The sequence below is a fragment of the Streptomyces sp. NPDC002328 genome (genome assembly GCF_042890065.1).
Lineage (GTDB): Bacteria > Actinomycetota > Actinomycetes > Streptomycetales > Streptomycetaceae > Streptomyces.
This window is the reverse complement of sequence record NZ_JBIARQ010000011.1, coordinates 56,606-75,799: the sequence shown is the minus strand read 5'-3', so window position 1 is coordinate 75,799 and position 19,194 is coordinate 56,606. Positions and strand designations below refer to the sequence as shown.

The window sequence follows — 19,194 nt, the reverse complement described above, 5'->3', positions numbered from 1 at the left end:
GTGCAGGTGAGTTGAGACCTCTTCGAGACATCGGTGCCTTGGCAGGCCTATCCGTGTGCACGCCACACGTCTCGGCACAGCGCTCCTCAACTGCCTTCGTTTCCCAGGCGTTTGGGCCCCTGGGACCATGCAGAAACGTGCCTGTCAACGCGTGCATATGCGTCCGCCCTACCCCACCGGAAGAGCCCTACTATCGGCTCGCCATGACAGCAGCAGGGAAGCACCAGGTGAGCCGCGCGGAAACCTCACGCCGAGGCAGCCGGCCGGGCCGGGCGGGCATCAGGGACGTGGCCGCCGCCGCCGGAGTGTCCATCACGACCGTCTCCGATGCCCTCAACGGCAAGGGCAGGCTCCCTGACGCCACCCGACGCCATGTCCGTGAAGTCGCCGAACGGCTGGGCTACCGCCCCTCCGCCGCGGCCCGAACCCTCCGTACCGGAAAGTCAGGCCTCATCGGTCTGACCGTGACCACGTACGGGGATGAACCTTTCACCTTCACCGAGTTCGCGTACTTCGCCGAGATGGCGCGCGCCGCGACCTCCGCCGCCCTCGCCCGCGGCTACGCGCTCGTCATCCTGCCCGCGACCTCGCGCCACGACGTGTGGTCGAACGTCGCCCTGGACGGCACGGTGGTCATCGACCCCTCCGACCAGGACCCGGTGGTCAGCGAGCTCGTCCGGCAGGGCTTACCCGTCGTCTCCGACGGCCGCCCGGCCGGCACGCTCCCGGTGACCGCCTGGGTGGACAACGACCACGAGGCCGCCGTCCTCGACCTCCTCGACCATCTGGCCGACGCCGGCGCCCGCCGCATCGGCCTGCTCACGGGCACCTCCACGGACACGTACACCCACCTGTCGACCAGCGCGTACCTGCGCTGGTGCGAGCGCGTCGGCCAGGACCCGGTCTACGAGGCCTACCCCGCCCACGACCCCTGCGCGGGCGCCGTCGCCGCCGACCGGCTGCTGGCCCGCCCCGACCGCCCCGACGCGGTCTACGGCCTGTTCGACCCCAACGGCACCGACCTGCTGGCCGCGGCCCGCCGCTACGGTCTGCGCGTCCCCGAGGACCTGCTGCTGGTGTGCTGCAGCGAGTCCACCGTGTACGCCAGCACCGAGCCGCCGATCACCACGCTCTCGCTCAAGCCGCGCCGCATCGGGACGGCGGTGGTCCAGCTCCTCATCGACGCGATCGAGGGCGTGGACGGGGACCACCCGGTCGAACAGGTGATACCGACCGAACTGATCGTGCGTACCTCGTCTCAGCGACGTCCGCCACGGACGACGGTGAGTCCGCCTCGGGCGCCCGAGAAGACGTAGAGCGGGGCGCGCCGCGCGGGGGCTGCGCTACAGCCGGGGGGTGCCGTCGTCGTACGGGGCTGGGGACTGGCCCCGGGGCTGGCCCCGTGCCCCCCGGCCGGGCCGCGAGGAAAGCGGGCTGAGGGGAAGCGCCGGGGTTTCCGGTGGCGCGGCGTTCGGTCCTTGCGGCGGGGTGCCCGGGCGGGAGGCGGCTCGACCGGCGGCGCACCGGGCCCGGCGGCTGAGGGGCACGGGTCCGCGGTCGGGGGACCAGGCTCGGGCGGGCTGACGCGATCGTCCCGAAGGCCGGCCGCGCGGTCGCCCGGCCGGTGGGCCGGTGGGCCGGTGGGCCGGTGGGCCGGCGGGCCGGCGGGATCGTTCCGGAGGCGGCCCGCGGACTCGGTCCGTCGGCCCTTCCGGAAGCGGACGCGCACCCCCCGCTTCGCCCGAGGCGTGTGGGACGAGAGTGTGGTCACGGTGTCCGCGGGGTGGATCCGGGGCTGCCGATCCCGTCTCAACCGGGACGAAAGCCGCGGGGAAACCGAGCCTTGCTCTGATTCACCACCCCTGGGACATCACACGACGCGATCCGCATTCCTATGATGGGCCCACGGCACCGCGGGCCGTTACGACCAGGCAGTCCGAAGCGGTGCAGCTGCGGCGCGATGGTGGAGGGGTCTGATGACTCAGGGGGCCGGTCAGGGACCCGAGGTGGAGCGGACGGCGACGTTGCGCGACTTCCGGGTGCCCGCGTACGTCCACGAGACCGGTCCGTACGCCGAGAGCACGCATCCCGGAAACGCCGCGCCGCCTCTCGAGGACCCGTTGGAGCACCCCGAGGGCTACACGCCCACCCAGCGCGATCTGCCGGTCATCAACCGGGGCGACACCGTGCAGGTGACCGTCGACGCCGAACCCGACCCGGCGCCGCAGCAGGCGACCGGCCAGGGTCCGCTGTTCGTCGTCGGCGACGTGCACGGCTACCTCGACGAGCTGATCTCCGCCCTCCAGGAGAAGGGCCTGGTCGACGACGCCGGCCACTGGTGCGCGGGCACCGCCCGGCTGTGGTTCCTCGGCGACTTCACGGACCGCGGTCCGGACGGCATCGGCGTCATCGACCTCGTGATGCGGCTGTCCGCCGAGGCCGCCGCGGCCGGCGGCTACTGCAAGGCCCTCATGGGCAACCACGAACTGCTGCTGCTCGGCGCCAAGCGGTTCGGCGACACCCCCGTCAACTCCGGCGCGGGCACCGCCACCTTCCAGGCCGCCTGGCTGCTGAACGGCGGCCAGAAGTCGGACATGGACCGTCTCCAGGACCACCACCTCCAGTGGATGGCCCGCCTCGACGCCGTCGAGGAGGTCGACGGTCATCTGCTCGTGCACTCGGACACCACCGCCTACCTCGACTACGGCGACTCGATCGAAGCGGTCAACGACACCGTCCGCGAGACGATCACCCGCAACGACGCGGACGAGGTGTGGGACCTGTTCCGCAAGTTCACCAAGCGCTTCTCCTTCCGCGACGAGGGCGGAGCCGACGCCGTCCGCTCCCTGCTCGATACGTACGGCGGCACCCGCATCGTTCACGGCCACAGCCCCATCCCGTACCTGCTGGGCGAGGTCGGCTCCGAGGAGGGCGACGACCCGCAGCCCTCGGTCGAGGGACCGCACGTCTACGCCGGCGGGCTGGCCATCGCGATGGACGGCGGAGTGACGATGGCCGGGAAGCTGCTGGTCCAGCAACTGCCGCTCACCGACTGACCGTTCACGGACCCGGCGCTCACCCCGCCGGACCGGCCGACTACACCCCAGGCCAGGGGCCAATTTCCGCGAACCCCCTGTCACCTCATGCCGTCGCCGCTCTACCATCGGCTTATCCGTAGCAGGCTCCCCTCCGTTTCTGCCCGACGGCTCGTTGGCATGCGAGCCCCAAGCCCTACGGAGCATCGGGGGATGCACATGAACAGCGTTCCGCAGCACCTGCACAGCGAGGACCGCCAGGAGTACGAGCGGATCCTCGATGAGGCGCTGCGCTCCGCCCCACACCACCCGGAACTGACCGCTGTCGGACAACGGCTCAACGCCGAACAACTGCGCACCATGGCGCTCAACGCCACCGCCCTCATCACGGCGGCCGCGGCGACCGAGTACCAGCACTATGTGAAGGTCCGCGAGGAACTGCGCCACCCGGCGCCGTCCACCCCGTCGACCTCCGGCCACGACTCCGGCTCGGGCGAGCCGGGCGTGGGCGGGATGGGGCTCGCCTCCACCATGGGCGAGGCGGCCCAGGTCGCCGAGGCCGCCGGGGCGGGCGCCGTCGCCGTCGCCGCCGTCCTCACCCCCGTTCTCGCCGGCACCGCCGCGGTGATCTTCCTGCTCGTGGGATACGTCCTCAGGATGCTCGAGCCCGAGCCGACAGCCGCCGAGGCCATGATCAACGTCGGTTGGGCGTTCGGGGCCGTCGCGGCGGCCGCGATCCTCGTCGCCACCGTCGGACTCCTGCTCACCGCCCTGCGCAACCGTCCCTCCCTGGAGGCCGGCCTGTACGGCGAGCGCAGCGAGGAGGTGGACCGCGCCAGGGAAGCCTGGCGGGAGGCCCTGCTCGACCGGGGCATCCTGCCGTTCCTGCGCGAGGCCCTCGCCGACCCGGGTACGACCGCCGCACTGCATCCCACACCCGCCCCTCCGGCCCCCACCGGGCGGCTGCCGAAGATCGGCTACGGCCGGCCCGGCTTCACCAGCCCCGACGACGGCCCCTCGGCCGGCCCTCGGCCGAGCTACACCAGCCCGGACTACACCAGCCCGGACTTCGGGGGCCCGGAGCACCAGCCCGAGTAGGCCTTCGGCTTGCGCCCCCACCGCGGAGCGCAAGCCGCACGCCGGGCCGCGTCAGCTCCGAGCCGGAACGCGTCAGCCCTGAGCCGGGGAGCGCGAACGCGAGCCCCGCGCCGGGGAGCGGCACCCTGTGCCCGGGAGCAGCCCCGTACGCCCGGGAGCAGCCCCCGCCACCCGGGAGGGCGAGCCGCACCCGAGGCGCCCTCCGGCATGTCCGCGGCCCCTTGCGGGCACGAGCAGCGCCGACTCAGGCGATCAGCGGCCTTCGCGCGACATCCGCCGCGGCCCGTACGAACGCGCGGACGCGCTCCGTGGTGTTTCCCTCCAGCCACACCGGTCCCCGTTCGATCGGCGGTGCGTCGTGGATCGGCACATAGGACACGTCCGGCCGCGGGTAGTACTGCCGGGAGTGCTCGCCGACCGGCAGGACGCCTCGGCCCATCGCCACCAGGGTGAGCATCTCCGAGAACGACCGTCCGGCCGGCCCCTTCGGCACGGGTCTGCCCGACGGGGTGCGGTCCGGAGTGCGGTCCTGTTTGAACGCCGCCGAGGTGACCTCCGGGTACTGCACCACGGGGTGTTCGGCGAGTACCTCCACGGACACCGACTCCTCGTCGGCGAGCGGATGCCCGGCGGCGACGGCGAGCACCCGGTTCTCCGTCAGCAGCACCGGTCCGCACGCCATCCCGTCGAACGGGTACGAGGCGATGAGGACATCCACCGAGCCGTCGAGCAGACTCGCGCGGGAGTCGGCCAGCTGTACCTCCCGCACGTCGACGCGGCAGTCGGGATGACGCTCGCCGAACACACCGACCGCTTCCAGGAGCGTGGGGGCCGTCCACTCGCCGAGAAAGGCGACCCGCAGCTCACCCGTGACACCGCGGCCGGCATCGACGGCTCTGCTCAGCGCCTCGTCCATCGCGGCGACCAGGGGCCTCAGATCGTCGGCCAACTGCCGCCCGATCGCCGTGAGTCGGACGGTTCTGCTGGTCCGTTCGAACAGTGCGCCTCCGATCCGCCGTTCAAGCCTCTTGACGACTTGGCTGACCCGCCCGGTCGTCACACGCAGGCGCTCGGCGGTGCGCCCGAAGTGCAGTTCCTCGGCAAGCGTCAGGAAGGTCTCGATCTCCACCCGTTCCAGCACAGTCCCCCCGGCGTTTAGTCAGGCTCAACGCCCGTCGTTCGATTCGTCGTTGATGACAGCTTCTCGCCGGTGGATCGTAAGAGGCGTCCCCCTGAAACCCACCACTATCGAGGACGCCCCATGAACGCTTCGGACATCACCGCCTACCTGGCCGGCCTCGACGACGAGCTGCGGGAGATCGGCGAGAAGGTGCGCCCCCACATCGACGCCGCCTTGCCGGACGGCGCCGGCGCGCTCTGGCACGGCCATCCCACCTGGAGCCTCGGCGACAGACCCGGCCGGACACCGGTCTGTCTGCTCAAGGCGTACACCTCCTACGTCACCTTCGGTCTGTGGCGAGGCCAGGAGATCACCGACCCCTCCGGGCGGCTGGTCCCCGGCGCCCGCCAGATGGCCTCCGTGAAGCTCAGGACCGTCGACGACGTGGACCCGGCCCTGTTCACCCAGTGGCTGCGCCATGCCGTCGCGCTGGAGGAGAAGTGACCTCGCTGCGCGTCAAGGCCTTCGATCATCTGGTGCTCAACGTCGAGGACGTCGAGCGGTCTCTGGACTTCTACATCGGGCTCCTCGGTCTGGAACCGGTCCGCGTCACCGAGTGGCGGGCGGGCAGAGTCCCGTTCCCCTCGGTGCGAGTGGCCCCCGAGACCGTCATCGACCTGGTCCGCCGCCCTCGGGGAACGTCCAACGTCGACCACATCTGCCTCACCGTGGACCCCCTGGACTGGGACGAGTTCCTCAGGACGGAGCCCGTCACCCTGCTCGAAGGCCCCGTCGAGCGTTTCGGCGCACGGGGCTCCGCCACCTCGGTCTACGTCCGGGACCCGGACGGCAACACCGTGGAGCTCCGCTGGTATCCGCAGGACTCCGCGGCCTGACCACGCAGGACTCCGCAGCCTGACCGCGCCGGGCTCCCCGGCCTGACCGTTCCTGGCTCCCGGTCCGGACGGCATCGCGTCCGGACCGGGACCGGGGCCCTGCGAACTCGGTCGACCGAAGGGCCGCCTCAGTCGGCCATGGGCAGGTACACCCTGTTGCCGCTCGCCGCGAACTCCTTGGACTTCTGGAGCATTCCGTCCGCGATCTCGTCCTGTGTCGCTCCTTCCGTCGGCGTACCGCCGAATCGCTCCGTGATGCTGTGGCTGATCTTCATCGAGCAGAACTTCGGCCCGCACATCGAGCAGAAGTGAGCCGTCTTGGCCGGTTCCGCCGGCAGGGTCTCGTCGTGGAACTCACGGGCCGTGTCCGGGTCGAGGGCCAGGTTGAACTGGTCCTCCCAGCGGAATTCGAAGCGGGCGTCGGACAGCGCGTCGTCCCATTCCTGCGCACCGGGGTGCCCCTTGGCGAGGTCGGCTGCGTGGGCGGCGATCTTGTAGGTGATGACGCCGGTCTTGACGTCGTCACGGTTGGGCAGGCCCAAGTGCTCCTTGGGCGTGACATAGCAGAGCATGGCCGTGCCCCACCAGGCGATCATCGCGGCACCGATGCCGGAGGTGATGTGGTCGTACGCCGGCGCGACGTCCGTCGTCAGCGGGCCGAGCGTATAGAACGGAGCTTCATCACAGATCTCCTGCTGAAGGTCGATGTTCTCCTTGATCTTGTGCATCGGGACGTGGCCCGGGCCCTCGATCATCGTCTGTACATCAAAACGCTTCGCGATCCGGTTGAGTTCCCCGAGCGTCCTCAACTCCGCGAATTGCGCCGCGTCGTTGGCGTCCGCGATGGAACCGGGGCGCAGGCCGTCGCCCAGCGAGTACGTGACGTCGTAGGCCGCGAGGATCTCGCAGAGTTCCTCGAAGTTCTCGTAGAGAAACGATTCCTTGTGGTGGGCCAGGCACCACGCGGCCATGATCGAGCCGCCGCGGGAGACGATGCCGGTCTTGCGGTTCGCCGTCAGGGGGACGTACGGGAGGCGGACGCCGGCGTGGACCGTCATGTAGTCCACGCCCTGTTCGGCCTGCTCGATGACCGTGTCCTTGTAGATCTCCCAGGTCAGCTCCTCGGCCCTGCCGTCGACCTTCTCCAGTGCCTGGTAGAGCGGCACCGTGCCGATGGGGACGGGGGAGTTGCGCAGCACCCACTCGCGGGTGGTGTGGATGTTCCGGCCGGTGGACAGGTCCATGACCGTGTCGGCACCCCATCGGGTCGCCCAGGTCATCTTCTCGACCTCCTCCTCGATGGAGGACGTCACCGCCGAGTTGCCGATGTTGGCGTTGACCTTCACCAGGAACCGCTTGCCGATGATCATCGGCTCGATCTCCGGGTGGTTGACGTTGGCCGGCAGCACCGCGCGGCCCGCGGCGATCTCCTCGCGGACCACCTCGGGCGCCACGTTCTCCCGGATGGCCACATACTCCATCTCGGGCGTGATCTCGCCCCGCCGGGCGTAGGCGAGTTGAGTGACCGCCTCGCCGGCCCGACCGCGACGCGGCAGCCGGGGTCGTCCCGGGAAGACCGCGTCGAGATTGCGCAGACCGCCGCGCGGCGAGGTGTGCTTGATGCCGTCGTCCTCGGGACGGACGGGGCGACCCGCGTACTCCTCGGTGTCCCCGCGGGCGATGATCCAGTTCTCCCGCAGCGGGGACAGCCCCCGGCGGACGTCGGTGTCGACGAGCGGATCGGTGTACGGGCCGGACGTGTCGTACAGCGTGACCGACTTCCCGTTGGTGAGGTGCACTTGACGGACCGGCACCCGCAGATCGGGGCGTGTGCCCTCGACGTACGCCTTGTGCCAGCCGATGGACTTCCCGGCCTCCCCGTTCGCGGAGACCTCGGCGGAGATCTGCGTGGAGGCAGGCGTGCGTGCGTCCTTGTTGGTCATGAGACCTACTCCCTACGCCGGCATTACCCGGTAACAGGTTCAGCGGTCGACGCAGCGATTGCCGTCTGCCGACGTTTCATGTGAAACATCACTCGGTGGTGATGGCGTTCCACGTGAAACATCGCGAAGACGGAGGTCAGCGCCCTCTCAGCCCGGTGCTCCGAGCTCCCGCGTGTGCAAAAGGTGCCTCCACGCTAGCGGCATGTGTGGCGCGGTGAACAGTGGGCCCCTGCCGTTCTTGCGATGATCGGTCGGTGACCACGACTCCTCCCCCGTATCCGCCCCCCGAGCCGCCTCGCCGACCGGCCGCCCGAAACAGCACCGGGCCCGGCACCGGACCGGGTCCCGAAGACGACCGCGACTTCAGCAGAGGGCGTGATCACGGGTTCGGTTACGGCGGCGGGCGCCCCGACGACTTCGGCGGCGCGTACCCGCCTGACGGAGGCCAGGCATCGGGCGACGGTCCGGCAGCGGACGGCGGGGGACGCGGCTTCGGAGACGGCAACGGCCACGGGGCCGGGCGGGGTTCAGGTGGCGGGCAGGGCTCGGGGGGCCACGGCCACGGATCGGGCGGGCATGGCTCGGGAAGCCACGGCTACGGTCCGGGTGGCCACGGTCCCGGCGGTGAGCAGGGCGGGGGCGACAGCCACGACCACGGTTCGGGAGGGCACAGCTCGGGCGGGCACGGTGCGGGTGGCGGTCATGGGCACTCGCACAGCCACAGTCACGGCCCGGCGGCCCCCGTCTCCCGGCACCTGCGCAAGGTCATCGGTGCGGTCCTGATCCCGTTCGCCGTGGCGGTGCTCGCCGGGTTGGTCGTGCTGTGGCCCGGCGGCGCTCCGGCGCACGAGCGCACCGGGGTGGGCTTCGACCGGCAGACCCAGCAGGCGACGGTCACCAAGGTCGAGAGCGTGAGCTGCTCGTCGGTGAACGCCTCGGGTGAGACCCCGACCGGAGACACCTCCACGGCCGAGGGCTCCTCCGCGCAGCAGCAGGCGAACGGCACCTGCAAGCGGGCCACGATCCGGGTGGACACCGGCAAGGACAAGGGCCGTACGTTCACGGAGATCGTCCAGCCGGACCAGTCACGGCAGTTGGAACAGGATCAGAAGGTCGTGGTCGCCTACGAGCCCTCCGCGCCGAAGGACCTCCAGTACTCGGTCACCGACATCAACCGCCGGCTCCCGATGGGACTGCTCGCCGGCATCTTCGCGGTCGCCGTCGTGATCGTCGGACGGCTGCGGGGCGTCATGGCCCTGATCGCGCTGACCATCAGCTTCCTGGTGCTGAACTTCTTCGTCCTGCCCGCGATCCTCCAGGGGTCGAACCCGCTGGCCGTCGCGGTGGTGGGGTCGAGCGCCATCATGCTGATCGCCCTCTACCTGTGTCACGGTCTCTCGGCCCGCACCTCCGTCGCGGTGCTCGGCACGCTCATCTCGCTGCTGCTGATCGGCGCCCTCGGATCCTGGTTCGTCGACTGGGCCGCGCTGACCGGCAACACGGACGACAACACCGGGTTGATCCACGGCCTGTATCCGTCGATCGACATGAGCGGTCTGCTGCTCGCCGGCATCATCATCGGTTCGCTCGGCGTCCTCGACGATGTGACGGTCACCCAGACCTCGGCGGTCTGGGAGCTTCACGAGGCCAACCCGTCGATGGGCTGGCGCGGGCTGTATCAGGCGGGCATCCGCATCGGCCGCGACCACATCGCGTCCGTGGTCAACACACTCGTCCTCGCCTACGCCGGCGCGGCGCTGCCGCTGCTGCTGCTCTTCTCGATCGCGCAGAGCAGCGTCGGCACGGTCGCCAACAGCGAACTGGTCGCCGCGGAGATCGTGCGCACGCTCGTGGGCTCGATCGGTCTGGTCGCGTCGGTCCCGGTGACGACGGCGCTCGCGGCGCTCGTGGTCTCGGCCGACCGCCCGGGTCCGGACTCGGCGGCCGAGACGGCCCCCGAAGGCACGCCCGGGGCGGCGGCCGCCGCTGCGGCGGGTCCGGCGTCCCCGGCTGCTCGGAGCGGCGGCAGGGGCAGGCGGCGCAAGCGCTGACCGGGGCGAAGCGTCCGCGGCCGTCGCCCACCTCGCCTCGGGTGCCCGAACCTCGTCCGCCTTCGGAAGAAGCGTTCCTGCACAGCCCCTCCCCGCGCAGAAGCGTGTCGTCGCCCTCCCCGGCACGACGCTTCAGCCGGCGCTCTGCTCCTCCGCCAGGATCCGGTCCAGGGCCTCGTCGAGGTGGGCGTCGAAGTCGGCGAGCGCGCCCTCCTGGCCCAGCGGGACGAGCTTGTCGGTGCGGTCCAGGAAGGCCACGAGCGGAGCCGTCGAGGAACGGAACACCGCCTGGTCGCCGCCGACCTGAAGTCTGATCAGGACCTCGCCGAGTGAACCGGGGTCGAGGGGCGAGACCCGCACATCGCCCTCGCCGCACGGTCTGCCCACCCCGTCGATGAGCAGCTCCCGCCCGAACGTCCAGGTCACCGGAGCGTCACCGGGCAGGTGAAAGGTGAGCCGCACGGCGAAGGGATCGCAGGTCTCGTAGCCCAGCTCCACCGGGATACGGAACGAGAGCTCCTCGGAGACGAGGAAGCTCATCATGACCTCTGCCTGTACTGCCTGCACGGACTCGCGCATCGCCTTACCCCGTCATTGCCGTAGATGGCCGGGAATCGACCCCTGACACTTCAGGCATCTTGCTGAACGTACACAACAGATCACAAGGAGTGAGTTTTCAGATACTGATAGAGAGCGCAAGCGATCCCAGCCTGCGCCCGACCTCGCTCTGGAGTTGCTGCGCCGCCGAGAGCAGCCGGTCCGCCTGATGGGCGGGCAGGGAGATGGCCATCGTCGCCGCCGAGGTGCCCACGGTGATCGGGATCGCGGCGCACACCGTGCCCAGCGCGTACTCCTGCCGTTCGACGACCGCCTCCATCCGGCGCACCCGGGCCAGCCGCCGCATCAGGGTGTGGTCGTCACGGACGGTGTACGGGGTGATCGACTGCACGGGGTAGCGGTGGAGGTGGTCGCGGCGCGACTCCTCGTCGAGCTGGGACAGCAGGCACTGGCCGATGGCGTGCGCGTGCCCGGTCTCGCGGAAGTCGGCCCACTCCTCGACCGCCGGATTGCCTGGGGTATCGGAGACGCACATGACCTCGATCTCGCCCTCGCGGTACACGGCGTAGTAGACCGGGACACCGATCGAATCCCGCCAGTGAGCGAGGGTGTCCACCACCGTGCTGCGACGTTTCTGCGCCGCCCCGCTGCCGCCCAGCCGCACGGCCGCCTCACCGAGGAAGAACAGCCCCTTGTCACGGCGCAGATAGCCCTCGTGGACCAGGGTGCGCAGGAGGTGGTAGGCGGTGGGAAGCGCGAGACCGGTCTCGCGGGCCAGTTGCTTGGCCGGAGCGCCGCACTCGTGGTCGGCGACGGACTCCAGCAGACGCATCGCGCGCTGCACGGAGCCGATGAGGGTCGTCGCGGAGTGCGGTTGCTCGGGGACGCCCCTGTTCGGCGGGCGTTGGAGCGGTGGTGGGGTGGAACACGACCGGCTGGGGGGTCCGTACGGCTCCGCTGATGCGGTGTCAACCGTGGCCAAGGGTCACTCCCGAAGCGCGAGGGGGCGGTCCGTGCCGGGAACACGGGAGGGGGATACTCCGCTCGCGGGGGCTCGTCCCCGCGACGGGTTCCGGACTTTAACCGTCCGCCGCCGCTCGCAGCCGGGCTGTCGGGGAAACTTCCCCCGGCCGAGGGAACAGGCGATTCCTGTTACCGTCGCCGCCCGCCCGCGCGACTCACCAGTCGCCGCGCGAGGAGGAGCTCGACGTGAACTTCCGCACCACGTAGACCAGTCCGGCGACCAGCGCCACGAAGACCAGCAGCTTGAAGAGCAGTCCGATCACGAAGCCGACCACGCTCGCTATCAGGCCGCCGAACACGACCAGCGCGATGACCGGCACCGCCACCCACTTCACCCACCACGGCAGTCCCGCGAAGATCTCTCGCATCGCCCTCGTCCTCGTCTCGTCGGATGTCCGGCGCCTCCGACGGGCCGGATCTTTCGGTGTCCTGCCGTCGATGCTAGGGCGCGAGGACCGCCGGCGGGGGCCTCGCGTCCCTTGCCCTCCCCTGACCGATCCCCTAGGGAACCCTGAGGTGGCGCATCCACTGCCGGTGGAGACGGTCAGCCCTCCGCGGGCGAGAACACGACCAGAACGCGCAGGTCCTCGCTGATGTGGTGGAACTTGTGGGCGACCCCGGCCGGCACGTACACCACGCTGCCGCGTGCCACCTGGGTGGTCTCCAGTCCGACCGTGATGGAGGCCCGCCCGCTGACGACGAAGTACACCTCGTCCTGATTGTGCGGATTCTGTGGATCATGCTCTCCGGCATCGAGCGCGTACAGCCCGACCGACATGTTCCGCTCCCGCAGAAACTGCAGGTAAGCGCCGTCGTTGGCGGCTCGCTCCGCCTCCAGTTCGTCCAGCCGGAATGCCTTCATCGCCCTCGTCCACACTCGTAGCCGATCTCGTCTGCCACGATCAGACACATGAAGAATTTCGTAGTCAAGACGATCGCCAACGCGGGTGCCCTGGCGGTCGCCGTCTGGCTGCTCGACAAGATCACTCTGACCGGTGACAGCACGGGCAAGAAGGTCGGCACCCTGATCGTGGTGGCGCTGCTCTTCGGCCTCGTCAACTTCCTGGTGAAGCCGATCGTGAAGGTGCTGACCTTCCCGCTCTTCGTCCTCACGCTCGGCCTGATAACCCTGGTCGTCAACGCGCTGATGCTGCTGCTCACCTCGTGGCTGGCCGACAAGCTCGATCTCAGCTTCCACGTCGACGGCTTCTGGACCGCGGTGCTCGGCGGCCTGATCGTCTCCGTCGTCTCCTGGGCGCTCAACGTCGTCCTCCCCGACAAGGACTGAACACGCGATGACCTACCGCGTCTGCTTCGTCTGCACCGGCAACATCTGCCGCTCCCCGATGGCCGAGTCCGTCTTCCGCGCGCACGTGGCGGAGGCCGGACTCGACGGACTGGTGGAGATCGACAGCGCCGGCACGGGCGACTGGCACGTGGGCGAGGACGCCGACCCGCGCACCGTCTCGGTCCTGGAGAAGAACGGATACGGCACCGCGCACACGGCCCGCGCGTTCGACCCGTCCTGGTTCGCCCGGCTCGACCTGGTGATCGCCCTGGACTCCGGCCACCTCAGGGAGCTGCGCCGTCTCGCCCCCACCGCCGAGGACGCCCGGAAGGTCCGCCTGCTGCGGTCGTACGCCCCGTCGGCCGGCAACGAACTCGACGTCCCCGACCCCTACTACGGGGGCCCGGACGGCTTCGACGCATGCCTTGAGATGGTGGAGGAGGCGAGCGTCGGTCTGCTCGCCGAGGTGAGCGAGGTCGTGGAAGGACAGATGGCATGAGCGATTCCGCAGCGGGTGACGGCTTCCCCCCGGGCGCCGGCGAGGGCACGCGCGCGGTGCGGGCGGGCCTGCCCGAACCGGTGAAGTACGAACCGACCCTGCCCGGCCCCGTGTTCGCCGCGCACTTCCATCTGCCCGGCGAGCCGACGGGCCCGTACACCTACGGCCGCGACGAGAACCCGACCTGGACGCACCTGGAGCGCGCCATCGGGGAGCTGGAGGCGCCGGGGCGCGACGACGTCGAGACCCTGGTGTTCGCCTCGGGCATGGCCGCGATCTCGGCGGTGCTCTTCTCCCAGCTGCGCGCCGGGGACACTGTCGTGCTGCCGAGCGACGGCTACCAGGCACTGCCCCTGGTCCGCGCCCAGCTGGAGGCGTTCGGCATCACGGTGCGCACCGCGCCGACCGGCGAGGACGCCCAGCTCGACGTCCTCGACGGCGCGAGGCTGCTGTGGATCGAGTCGCCGTCGAACCCCGGGCTCGACGTGTGCGACATCCGCCGGCTCGTCGAAGCGGCACACGCGCGTGGTGCTCTCGTGGCCGTGGACAACACCCTGGCGACGCCCCTGGGGCAGCGCCCCCTGGAACTGGGCGCCGACTTCTCGGTCGCCAGCGGAACCAAGCAGCTCACCGGGCACGGCGATGTCCTCCTGGGCTACGTCACCGGCCGCGCGGGTGAGCCGATGACAGCGGTGCGCCGCTGGCGCAAGATCGTCGGAGCGATTCCCGGGCCCATGGAGGCCTGGCTCGCGCACCGGTCGATCGCCACCCTCCAGATGCGCGTCGACCGTCAGAGCGCCGGCGCCCTGGCCGTCGCCGAGGCGCTTCGGGGGAGGACCGAGGTGACCGGGCTGCGGTATCCGGGGCTGCCCGACGACCCGTCCCACAAAATCGCCTCGCAGCAGATGCGGCGCTTCGGGTGCGTGGTCTCCTTCACGTTGCCCACGCGCGCGCGTGCGGACCGGTTCCTCGAGGCGCTGCGGCTCGTGGACGACGCGACCAGCTTCGGAGGGGTGCGCTCCACGGCCGAGCGGCGGGGGCGCTGGGGCGGGGACGCGGTGCCGGAGGGCTTCGTCCGGCTGTCGGTCGGCGCCGAGGATCCCGAGGACCTGGTGGCGGACGTGCTGCGGGCGCTGGAGGAGTCGGGGCGATGAAGGGATTACGGGTGCCGCGGCGGTGCCGCGCCGTGTGCACCGGACGGTCCGAGCCTCCCCCCTCGTGGCTCGGACCGTCCGCGGTTCTGCGCGCGAAGAACCGCGCGACCAAGGCTAGTTGACTCTGTGTCCGTGTCCAATCACAGTAGCGACAGAGACCTATCGACTTATTTATAGTTGGTCCCTGCTCGGGGCCGGGCGAAGGGCAGGGAAGGGGGAGCGCGCTCCATGGATCTGGCCTTGCTGCGCACCTTCGTGACCGTGCACCGGGCCGGCTCCTTCACCCGCGCCGCCGCTCTGCTGGGCCTGTCCCAGCCGGCCGTGACCTCCCAGATACGCACGCTGGAACGGCAGCTCGGACGCCCCTTGTTCCTGCGCCAGGCCCGCGGGGTCACGCCGACCACCATCGGCGACGAACTCGCCCACAAGGCCGCTCCGCACCTCGACGCGCTGGTGGAGATCACCGAGACCCGCCTCGACGACGAGTCCGCGGTACGGACGCTGCATCTCGCCGGCCCTCCGGAGTTCACCGCCGAACGCGCCCTTCCCGCGCTCACCGAACTGGCGGGCGACGACGGGCAGGCCCTTTCCCTGCGCGCCTCCTTCGGGACCGCCGAGGAGGTTCTGGAGGGGCTCGCCGCCGGACACCACGATCTGGCGATCAGTACGGCCCGGCCCCGCGGCGCGCTGCTCACGGCCACCCCGTTGTGCGACGAGGAGCATGTCCTCATCGCCGCTCCAGGCCGAGCCGAGCCGATCAGCGCGCAGAAGCAGCGGCGCGAGGGCGCGGAAGCCCTGGAGAACCTCCCCGTGGTCGAGGTCCACGAGTCGCTGCCCTTTGTCTCCCGCTACTGGGCCTCCGTCTTCGATTCCCGCCCCGCCGCCTCGGGCACCGTGATCGTCCCCGACCTGCGCGCGGTCCTGGCGTGCGCCATAGCGGGCGCGGGGCTGGCGGTGCTGCCTCGCTACCTCTGCGCGGCCGCCCTGGACCGCGGTGACGTCGTGGAACTGCACAAGCCCACGGTGCCGCCGCTGCGCACATACCTCCTGGTGGTGCGCACGGGCACCCTGGCGATGCCGCACATCGCACGGGCGCACGAGTGGCTGCTGAGGACGGCCTTCACCTGGTGCTGAGCGCGGTCCCGCGCGAGGTCACGGTGCGCACTCACCCAGTGACGATGCGAGATGTTTCACGTGGAACCAGCCGGGCCACATTTCTCCCATGACCGTCCGACCCGTGGTCAAGCGCACCGCACGCGCCGTTCTGCTGGACGGTGACGACCTGATCCTGATCAAGCGCACCAAGCCCGGCATGGATCCCTACTGGCTCACGCCCGGCGGCGGCGTCGAGCCGGAGGACACGACCGTCGTCGAAGCCCTGCACCGGGAGGTGTACGAGGAACTCGGCGCCAAGATCACCGACGTCGTCCCCTGCTTCGTCGACACCGTCGAGCACATCGGTGAGGACGGCGGCGCGACCGGCGTGAAGGTGCAGCACTTCTTCGTGTGCCGGCTCGGCTCCATGGATCCGGCCCTGCGGCACGGTCCCGAGATCGACGAACCCATCGGCGAGTACGAGATCGTCCGAGTGCCGTTCACCCGGGTGGGGATCGCCTCCGTCCACCTCGTCCCGCTCTCGCTGCGCCACTACCTGGACGGCAACATCGAGGGCGTCCGCGCCATGCACGCTCCCGACCTGGGGTGACGTACCGGCAGCGGGATCAGTGTCCGACGCCCTCGAGCTCTTCGACCGAGTCGTGGCGTATGCGCTCCGCGGGTACGCCGGCATCGCGCAGGGCGTCCACCCCTCTGCGGATCATGCCGGGCGGGCCGGAGACGTAGGCGTCGTACCCGGTCCAGGGGCCGAAGCTGCGTATGGCGTCGGGGAGTTGCAGCAGCCCGTCCCGGTCGATCACCGGACGGACCTCCAGCCAGGGGTGGGACTGCTGAAGCCCGCGCAGGGTGTCGATGTCGTACAGGTCCTGATCGCGGCGGGCGCCGTAGAAGACCTCGACCGGACGGCGGGCGCCGTGTTCGGCGACGTCCTCGACCAGCGCCTTGATCGGCGCTATCCCGGTGCCGCCGCCCAGACAGAGCAGCCCGCCCTCGCTGGTGTGGTCGACGGTCATCGAGCCGGCGGGCGGGCCGAGCCGGACGATGTCGCCGGGGTGGGCGCGGTGCACCAGCGCGTTGGAGACCCAGCCCGCGGGGACGGCCTTCACGTGGAACGACAGCAGTCCGTCGGAGCGCGGGGCCGAGGCGAAGGAGAAGTGCCGCCAGATCCGCGGCCACCACGGTGTCTCCAGGCTCGCGTACTGCCCGGCGAGGAAGGGATAGGGCTGGTCGGGGCGGAGGGTGAGAACGGCGACGTCCGGCGTCCTCAGCTCGTGGGAGACGACCTCCGCGTACCACCAGGGCGGTGCGCGCAGTTCGTCCACGGCTGCCGCGTCGATCATGACCTGGGAGATCGTCGTGTACGTCCGGACCCAGGCCGCCTCGGTCTCGGCGTCCCAGATGGCGCCCGCGTAGGCGCTCAGGGCCCCGATCAGACATTCGCCGACGGCCGGGTAGTGCTCGGGGCGGGTTCCGTACCTGCGGTGGCCGCGGCCCAGGTTCTGAAGGTAGTCGACGAGGACCGGGGTGTTGTCGATGTGCTCGGCGGTGGTGAGGAGCGCCTTCAGCAGCCGGTCCCGCTGGGCGTCCATCGCGGGCGGGAAGAGCGAGCGCAGGTCGGGGTGGCGGACGAAGAGCAGCGCGTAGAAGTACGACGTGACCTTGTCGGCCACCGGAGCCACCTCGGCCATGGTCCGCCGGATGAGGACGGCGTCCGGGGAGGCATGTCCGCCGGCCGCCGTCCGCCGGGCGGGCAGGTGGGACACCGCGGGAAGGCCGGAGGAAGCGGGGAGGCCGGAGAGGGCGGAAGTCGGGGGCTCCGGAGGGGCGGGGCGCGGGACGGGGGCCCACGAGGGAGCGGGAGAGTCGGAGGACGGCACAGCGGCCAGTGAACGAGCGGGAGGGTCGGAGGCGCCCTGATCGCTGTCGGTAGGCGGATCCGGCTGCTGGTACGGCGTGAACCATCCCTCCTCGCCGCCGGACGTGCCCTTGTCGGCCGACCTGGTGGTCGGAGCGTCCATGGTGTGCCTCGCCTCGAACGTCAATCGGTCGGTCTGCGCACTTCCACGATGGAAGGTGCCTGCTTCCCCCGCGGACGGCTTGCTCCTCCGTCCCGTTCCACGACCGACAGGGCCGCGGTCCACCCCTGTCCCGGCTGCCGAGATCACCTGAGGCGAGCGTGCGACTCGGGCCGCAGTCCTCGCACCGCAGCATCCCATCCAGTGCGGATGCGGTGTCCGGTTGACCGGAATCTCGGGTCCTCGATCTCTCCGTCCCGTTAGGCTGCTTCCCGAGCTGTGGGCTCGCGCCGGAGGAGTGCACCGCGCCGCGCACATCACGTTCCGGACACGAACCGGAGTCGACCATACCGGGCATCGCCCCTAGCCCACATGCCCCCATCCCCGGGCGTGGGAACACTCGTGTTTCACGTGAAACAGCACCGCCCGACGACAGCCCGTGCGCTGGGACACGACATGGCCAAAAGCACGTACGTGTCCCGGGAATGAGGTGGACGACCAGGCCACCGGTCGGACAGCCTGATCCGCGTGCCGACTCCTTCCCCCGCCGCCCTCCCCATCCGCCGCCTGACGCACCGTGACCTCACGGCATGCGCCGACCTGTCAGAGAACCGGGGGTGGCCACGCGAGGAACACAAGTGGGGACTCCTGCTCACCGCCGGGACCGGCTACGGCATCGACGACCCCGACGGCGGCCTCGTCAGCGCCTGCGTGATCACCGAGTACGGCCCCCACGGACGACCCGCCCTCGCGGCCGTCGGCATGGTGCTGGTCGCGGAGCGGCATGCCAGGCAGGGCGTCGGCCGGCGGCTGATGCGACATGTCGTCTCCGCCATGGGCACCACTCCGCTCACCCTGCACGCCACGCCGAACGGGCGCCCGCTCTACGAGGAACTGGGCTTCAAGACCACGGGACGAGCCGAGATGGTGGTCGGGCGCTTCACCCCCGGCGATCCGGAGCCCGACACCATCACTCGCGCCGCCACGGCCGAAGACCTCCCCGCGATCATCAGGCTCGACGAGGAGGTGTTCGGCGCCGACCGCACCCATGTCATCGCCCGGCTTCCCGCCTTCGCCGACCAGGTGCGGGTCGCCGAGGAGAACGGCCGGATCATCGGCTACGCCGCCGCCTGGCCCAACATGGACACCCATGTCGTGGGCCCTCTGATCGCCCGGGACACGAGGACGGCGAAGGCACTCGTGGCGTCTCTGGCCGCCCGCACCGACCGCCCTCTGCGCACCGACATCGACGTACGGCACGAGGAACTGCTGACGTGGCTGAAGGCCCGGGGCCTGGAGTCCGTCGCCTTCAACGCCGTGATGACCTACGGGACCGCCGAACTGCCCGGTGACTGGAGCCGGCGATTCGCACCGCTCACGGTGGCGGCCGGCTGACGT

At 70.6% G+C, this 19,194-nt stretch carries 19 protein-coding genes and 1 riboswitch; of the genes, 12 read left to right on the top strand and 7 right to left on the bottom strand.

Features of this window, described 5'->3' with window-relative positions; all coding sequences use genetic code 11:
- The first annotated feature begins 203 nt into the window (after positions 1 to 203).
- From ACFYX4_RS25680 to ACFYX4_RS25670, 3 genes are all read left to right on the top strand, one after another.
- The gene (locus ACFYX4_RS25680) at positions 204 to 1,316 is read left to right on the top strand and encodes a LacI family DNA-binding transcriptional regulator (RefSeq protein WP_389337821.1); all 1,113 of its coding nucleotides are present in this window, start codon (positions 204 to 206) and stop codon (positions 1,314 to 1,316) included.
- A 660-nt stretch (positions 1,317 to 1,976) separates the two neighbouring features.
- Positions 1,977 to 3,056, top strand: coding sequence for a metallophosphoesterase (locus ACFYX4_RS25675; protein WP_389337818.1), 1,080 nt, complete (start codon positions 1,977 to 1,979; stop codon positions 3,054 to 3,056).
- Between the two features lie 192 nt (positions 3,057 to 3,248).
- A complete protein-coding gene (locus ACFYX4_RS25670) occupies positions 3,249 to 4,133 on the top strand; it encodes a hypothetical protein (RefSeq protein ID WP_389337815.1) in 885 nt (294 codons plus the stop codon).
- Between the two features lie 244 nt (positions 4,134 to 4,377).
- Here the strand turns inward: ACFYX4_RS25670 and ACFYX4_RS25665 are convergent, their stop codons facing one another.
- The gene (locus ACFYX4_RS25665) at positions 4,378 to 5,262 is read right to left on the bottom strand and encodes a LysR family transcriptional regulator (protein WP_389337812.1); all 885 of its coding nucleotides are present in this window, start codon (positions 5,260 to 5,262) and stop codon (positions 4,378 to 4,380) included.
- Positions 5,263 to 5,394: 132 nt separating this feature from the next.
- Between ACFYX4_RS25665 and ACFYX4_RS25660 the strand changes: the two genes are divergently transcribed.
- Complete coding sequence (locus ACFYX4_RS25660; protein ID WP_389337809.1) at positions 5,395 to 5,757, top strand: DUF1801 domain-containing protein; 363 nt, start codon at positions 5,395 to 5,397, stop codon at positions 5,755 to 5,757.
- A 5-nt stretch (positions 5,758 to 5,762) separates the two neighbouring features.
- Positions 5,763 to 6,149: a VOC family protein gene (locus ACFYX4_RS25655; protein ID WP_389338302.1), complete on the top strand. Its 387-nt coding sequence runs from the start codon at positions 5,763 to 5,765 to the stop codon at positions 6,147 to 6,149.
- 128 nt (positions 6,150 to 6,277) lie between these two features.
- Here the strand turns inward: ACFYX4_RS25655 and thiC are convergent, their stop codons facing one another.
- Complete coding sequence (gene thiC / locus ACFYX4_RS25650; protein WP_389337806.1) at positions 6,278 to 8,092, bottom strand: phosphomethylpyrimidine synthase ThiC; 1,815 nt, start codon at positions 8,090 to 8,092, stop codon at positions 6,278 to 6,280.
- A riboswitch (TPP riboswitch) is annotated at positions 8,085 to 8,274 on the bottom strand. (Overlaps the previous gene by 8 nt.)
- A 72-nt stretch (positions 8,275 to 8,346) precedes the next feature.
- On the opposite strand from thiC, the gene ACFYX4_RS25645 reads away from it, so the two are divergent.
- Positions 8,347 to 10,143, top strand: coding sequence for a YibE/F family protein (locus ACFYX4_RS25645; RefSeq protein ID WP_389337803.1), 1,797 nt, complete (start codon positions 8,347 to 8,349; stop codon positions 10,141 to 10,143).
- A 132-nt stretch (positions 10,144 to 10,275) separates the two neighbouring features.
- Here ACFYX4_RS25645 and ACFYX4_RS25640 read toward each other — a convergent pair whose 3' ends face one another.
- The 4 genes from ACFYX4_RS25640 to ACFYX4_RS25625 all read right to left on the bottom strand — a co-directional run bounded on the left by ACFYX4_RS25640 (position 10,276) and on the right by ACFYX4_RS25625 (position 12,586).
- Positions 10,276 to 10,722 (bottom strand): SsgA family sporulation/cell division regulator, encoded by a 447-nt coding sequence (locus ACFYX4_RS25640; protein WP_389337800.1) that lies wholly within the window; start codon positions 10,720 to 10,722, stop codon positions 10,276 to 10,278.
- 97 nt (positions 10,723 to 10,819) lie between these two features.
- A complete protein-coding gene (locus ACFYX4_RS25635; protein ID WP_389337797.1) occupies positions 10,820 to 11,683 on the bottom strand; it encodes an IclR family transcriptional regulator in 864 nt (287 codons plus the stop codon).
- A gap of 196 nt (positions 11,684 to 11,879) precedes the next feature.
- On the bottom strand, positions 11,880 to 12,092 hold the full coding sequence (locus ACFYX4_RS25630) for a DUF5326 family protein (RefSeq protein WP_130439223.1): 213 nt from the start codon (positions 12,090 to 12,092) through the stop codon (positions 11,880 to 11,882).
- A gap of 176 nt (positions 12,093 to 12,268) precedes the next feature.
- Entirely contained in the window at positions 12,269 to 12,586 is a 318-nt protein-coding gene (locus ACFYX4_RS25625) for a cupin domain-containing protein (RefSeq protein WP_389337794.1), read from the bottom strand.
- 48 nt (positions 12,587 to 12,634) lie between these two features.
- On the opposite strand from ACFYX4_RS25625, the gene ACFYX4_RS25620 reads away from it, so the two are divergent.
- The 5 genes from ACFYX4_RS25620 (at position 12,635) to ACFYX4_RS25600 (ending at position 16,370) form a co-directional block, all read left to right on the top strand.
- On the top strand, positions 12,635 to 13,012 hold the full coding sequence (locus ACFYX4_RS25620; RefSeq protein ID WP_389337791.1) for a phage holin family protein: 378 nt from the start codon (positions 12,635 to 12,637) through the stop codon (positions 13,010 to 13,012).
- A 7-nt stretch (positions 13,013 to 13,019) separates the two neighbouring features.
- Positions 13,020 to 13,511 carry a low molecular weight protein-tyrosine-phosphatase gene (locus tag ACFYX4_RS25615; protein ID WP_389337788.1) on the top strand — a complete coding sequence of 164 codons (492 nt, stop codon included), beginning with the start codon at positions 13,020 to 13,022 and terminating at the stop codon, positions 13,509 to 13,511.
- On the top strand, positions 13,508 to 14,665 hold the full coding sequence (locus ACFYX4_RS25610; RefSeq protein WP_389337785.1) for a cystathionine gamma-lyase: 1,158 nt from the start codon (positions 13,508 to 13,510) through the stop codon (positions 14,663 to 14,665). The genes ACFYX4_RS25615 and ACFYX4_RS25610 overlap by 4 nt, the downstream gene beginning before the upstream one ends.
- A gap of 228 nt (positions 14,666 to 14,893) precedes the next feature.
- A complete protein-coding gene (locus ACFYX4_RS25605) occupies positions 14,894 to 15,799 on the top strand; it encodes a LysR family transcriptional regulator (RefSeq protein ID WP_389337782.1) in 906 nt (301 codons plus the stop codon).
- A gap of 88 nt (positions 15,800 to 15,887) precedes the next feature.
- Positions 15,888 to 16,370, top strand: coding sequence for an NUDIX domain-containing protein (locus ACFYX4_RS25600; RefSeq protein WP_389337779.1), 483 nt, complete (start codon positions 15,888 to 15,890; stop codon positions 16,368 to 16,370).
- A 16-nt stretch (positions 16,371 to 16,386) separates the two neighbouring features.
- Here ACFYX4_RS25600 and ACFYX4_RS25595 read toward each other — a convergent pair whose 3' ends face one another.
- A complete protein-coding gene (locus tag ACFYX4_RS25595) occupies positions 16,387 to 17,799 on the bottom strand; it encodes a globin domain-containing protein (protein WP_389337776.1) in 1,413 nt (470 codons plus the stop codon).
- Between the two features lie 525 nt (positions 17,800 to 18,324).
- Here ACFYX4_RS25595 and ACFYX4_RS25590 point away from each other — a divergent pair.
- Positions 18,325 to 19,191 (top strand): GNAT family N-acetyltransferase, encoded by an 867-nt coding sequence (locus ACFYX4_RS25590; protein ID WP_389337773.1) that lies wholly within the window; start codon positions 18,325 to 18,327, stop codon positions 19,189 to 19,191.
- Positions 19,192 to 19,194: the final 3 nt, after the last annotated feature.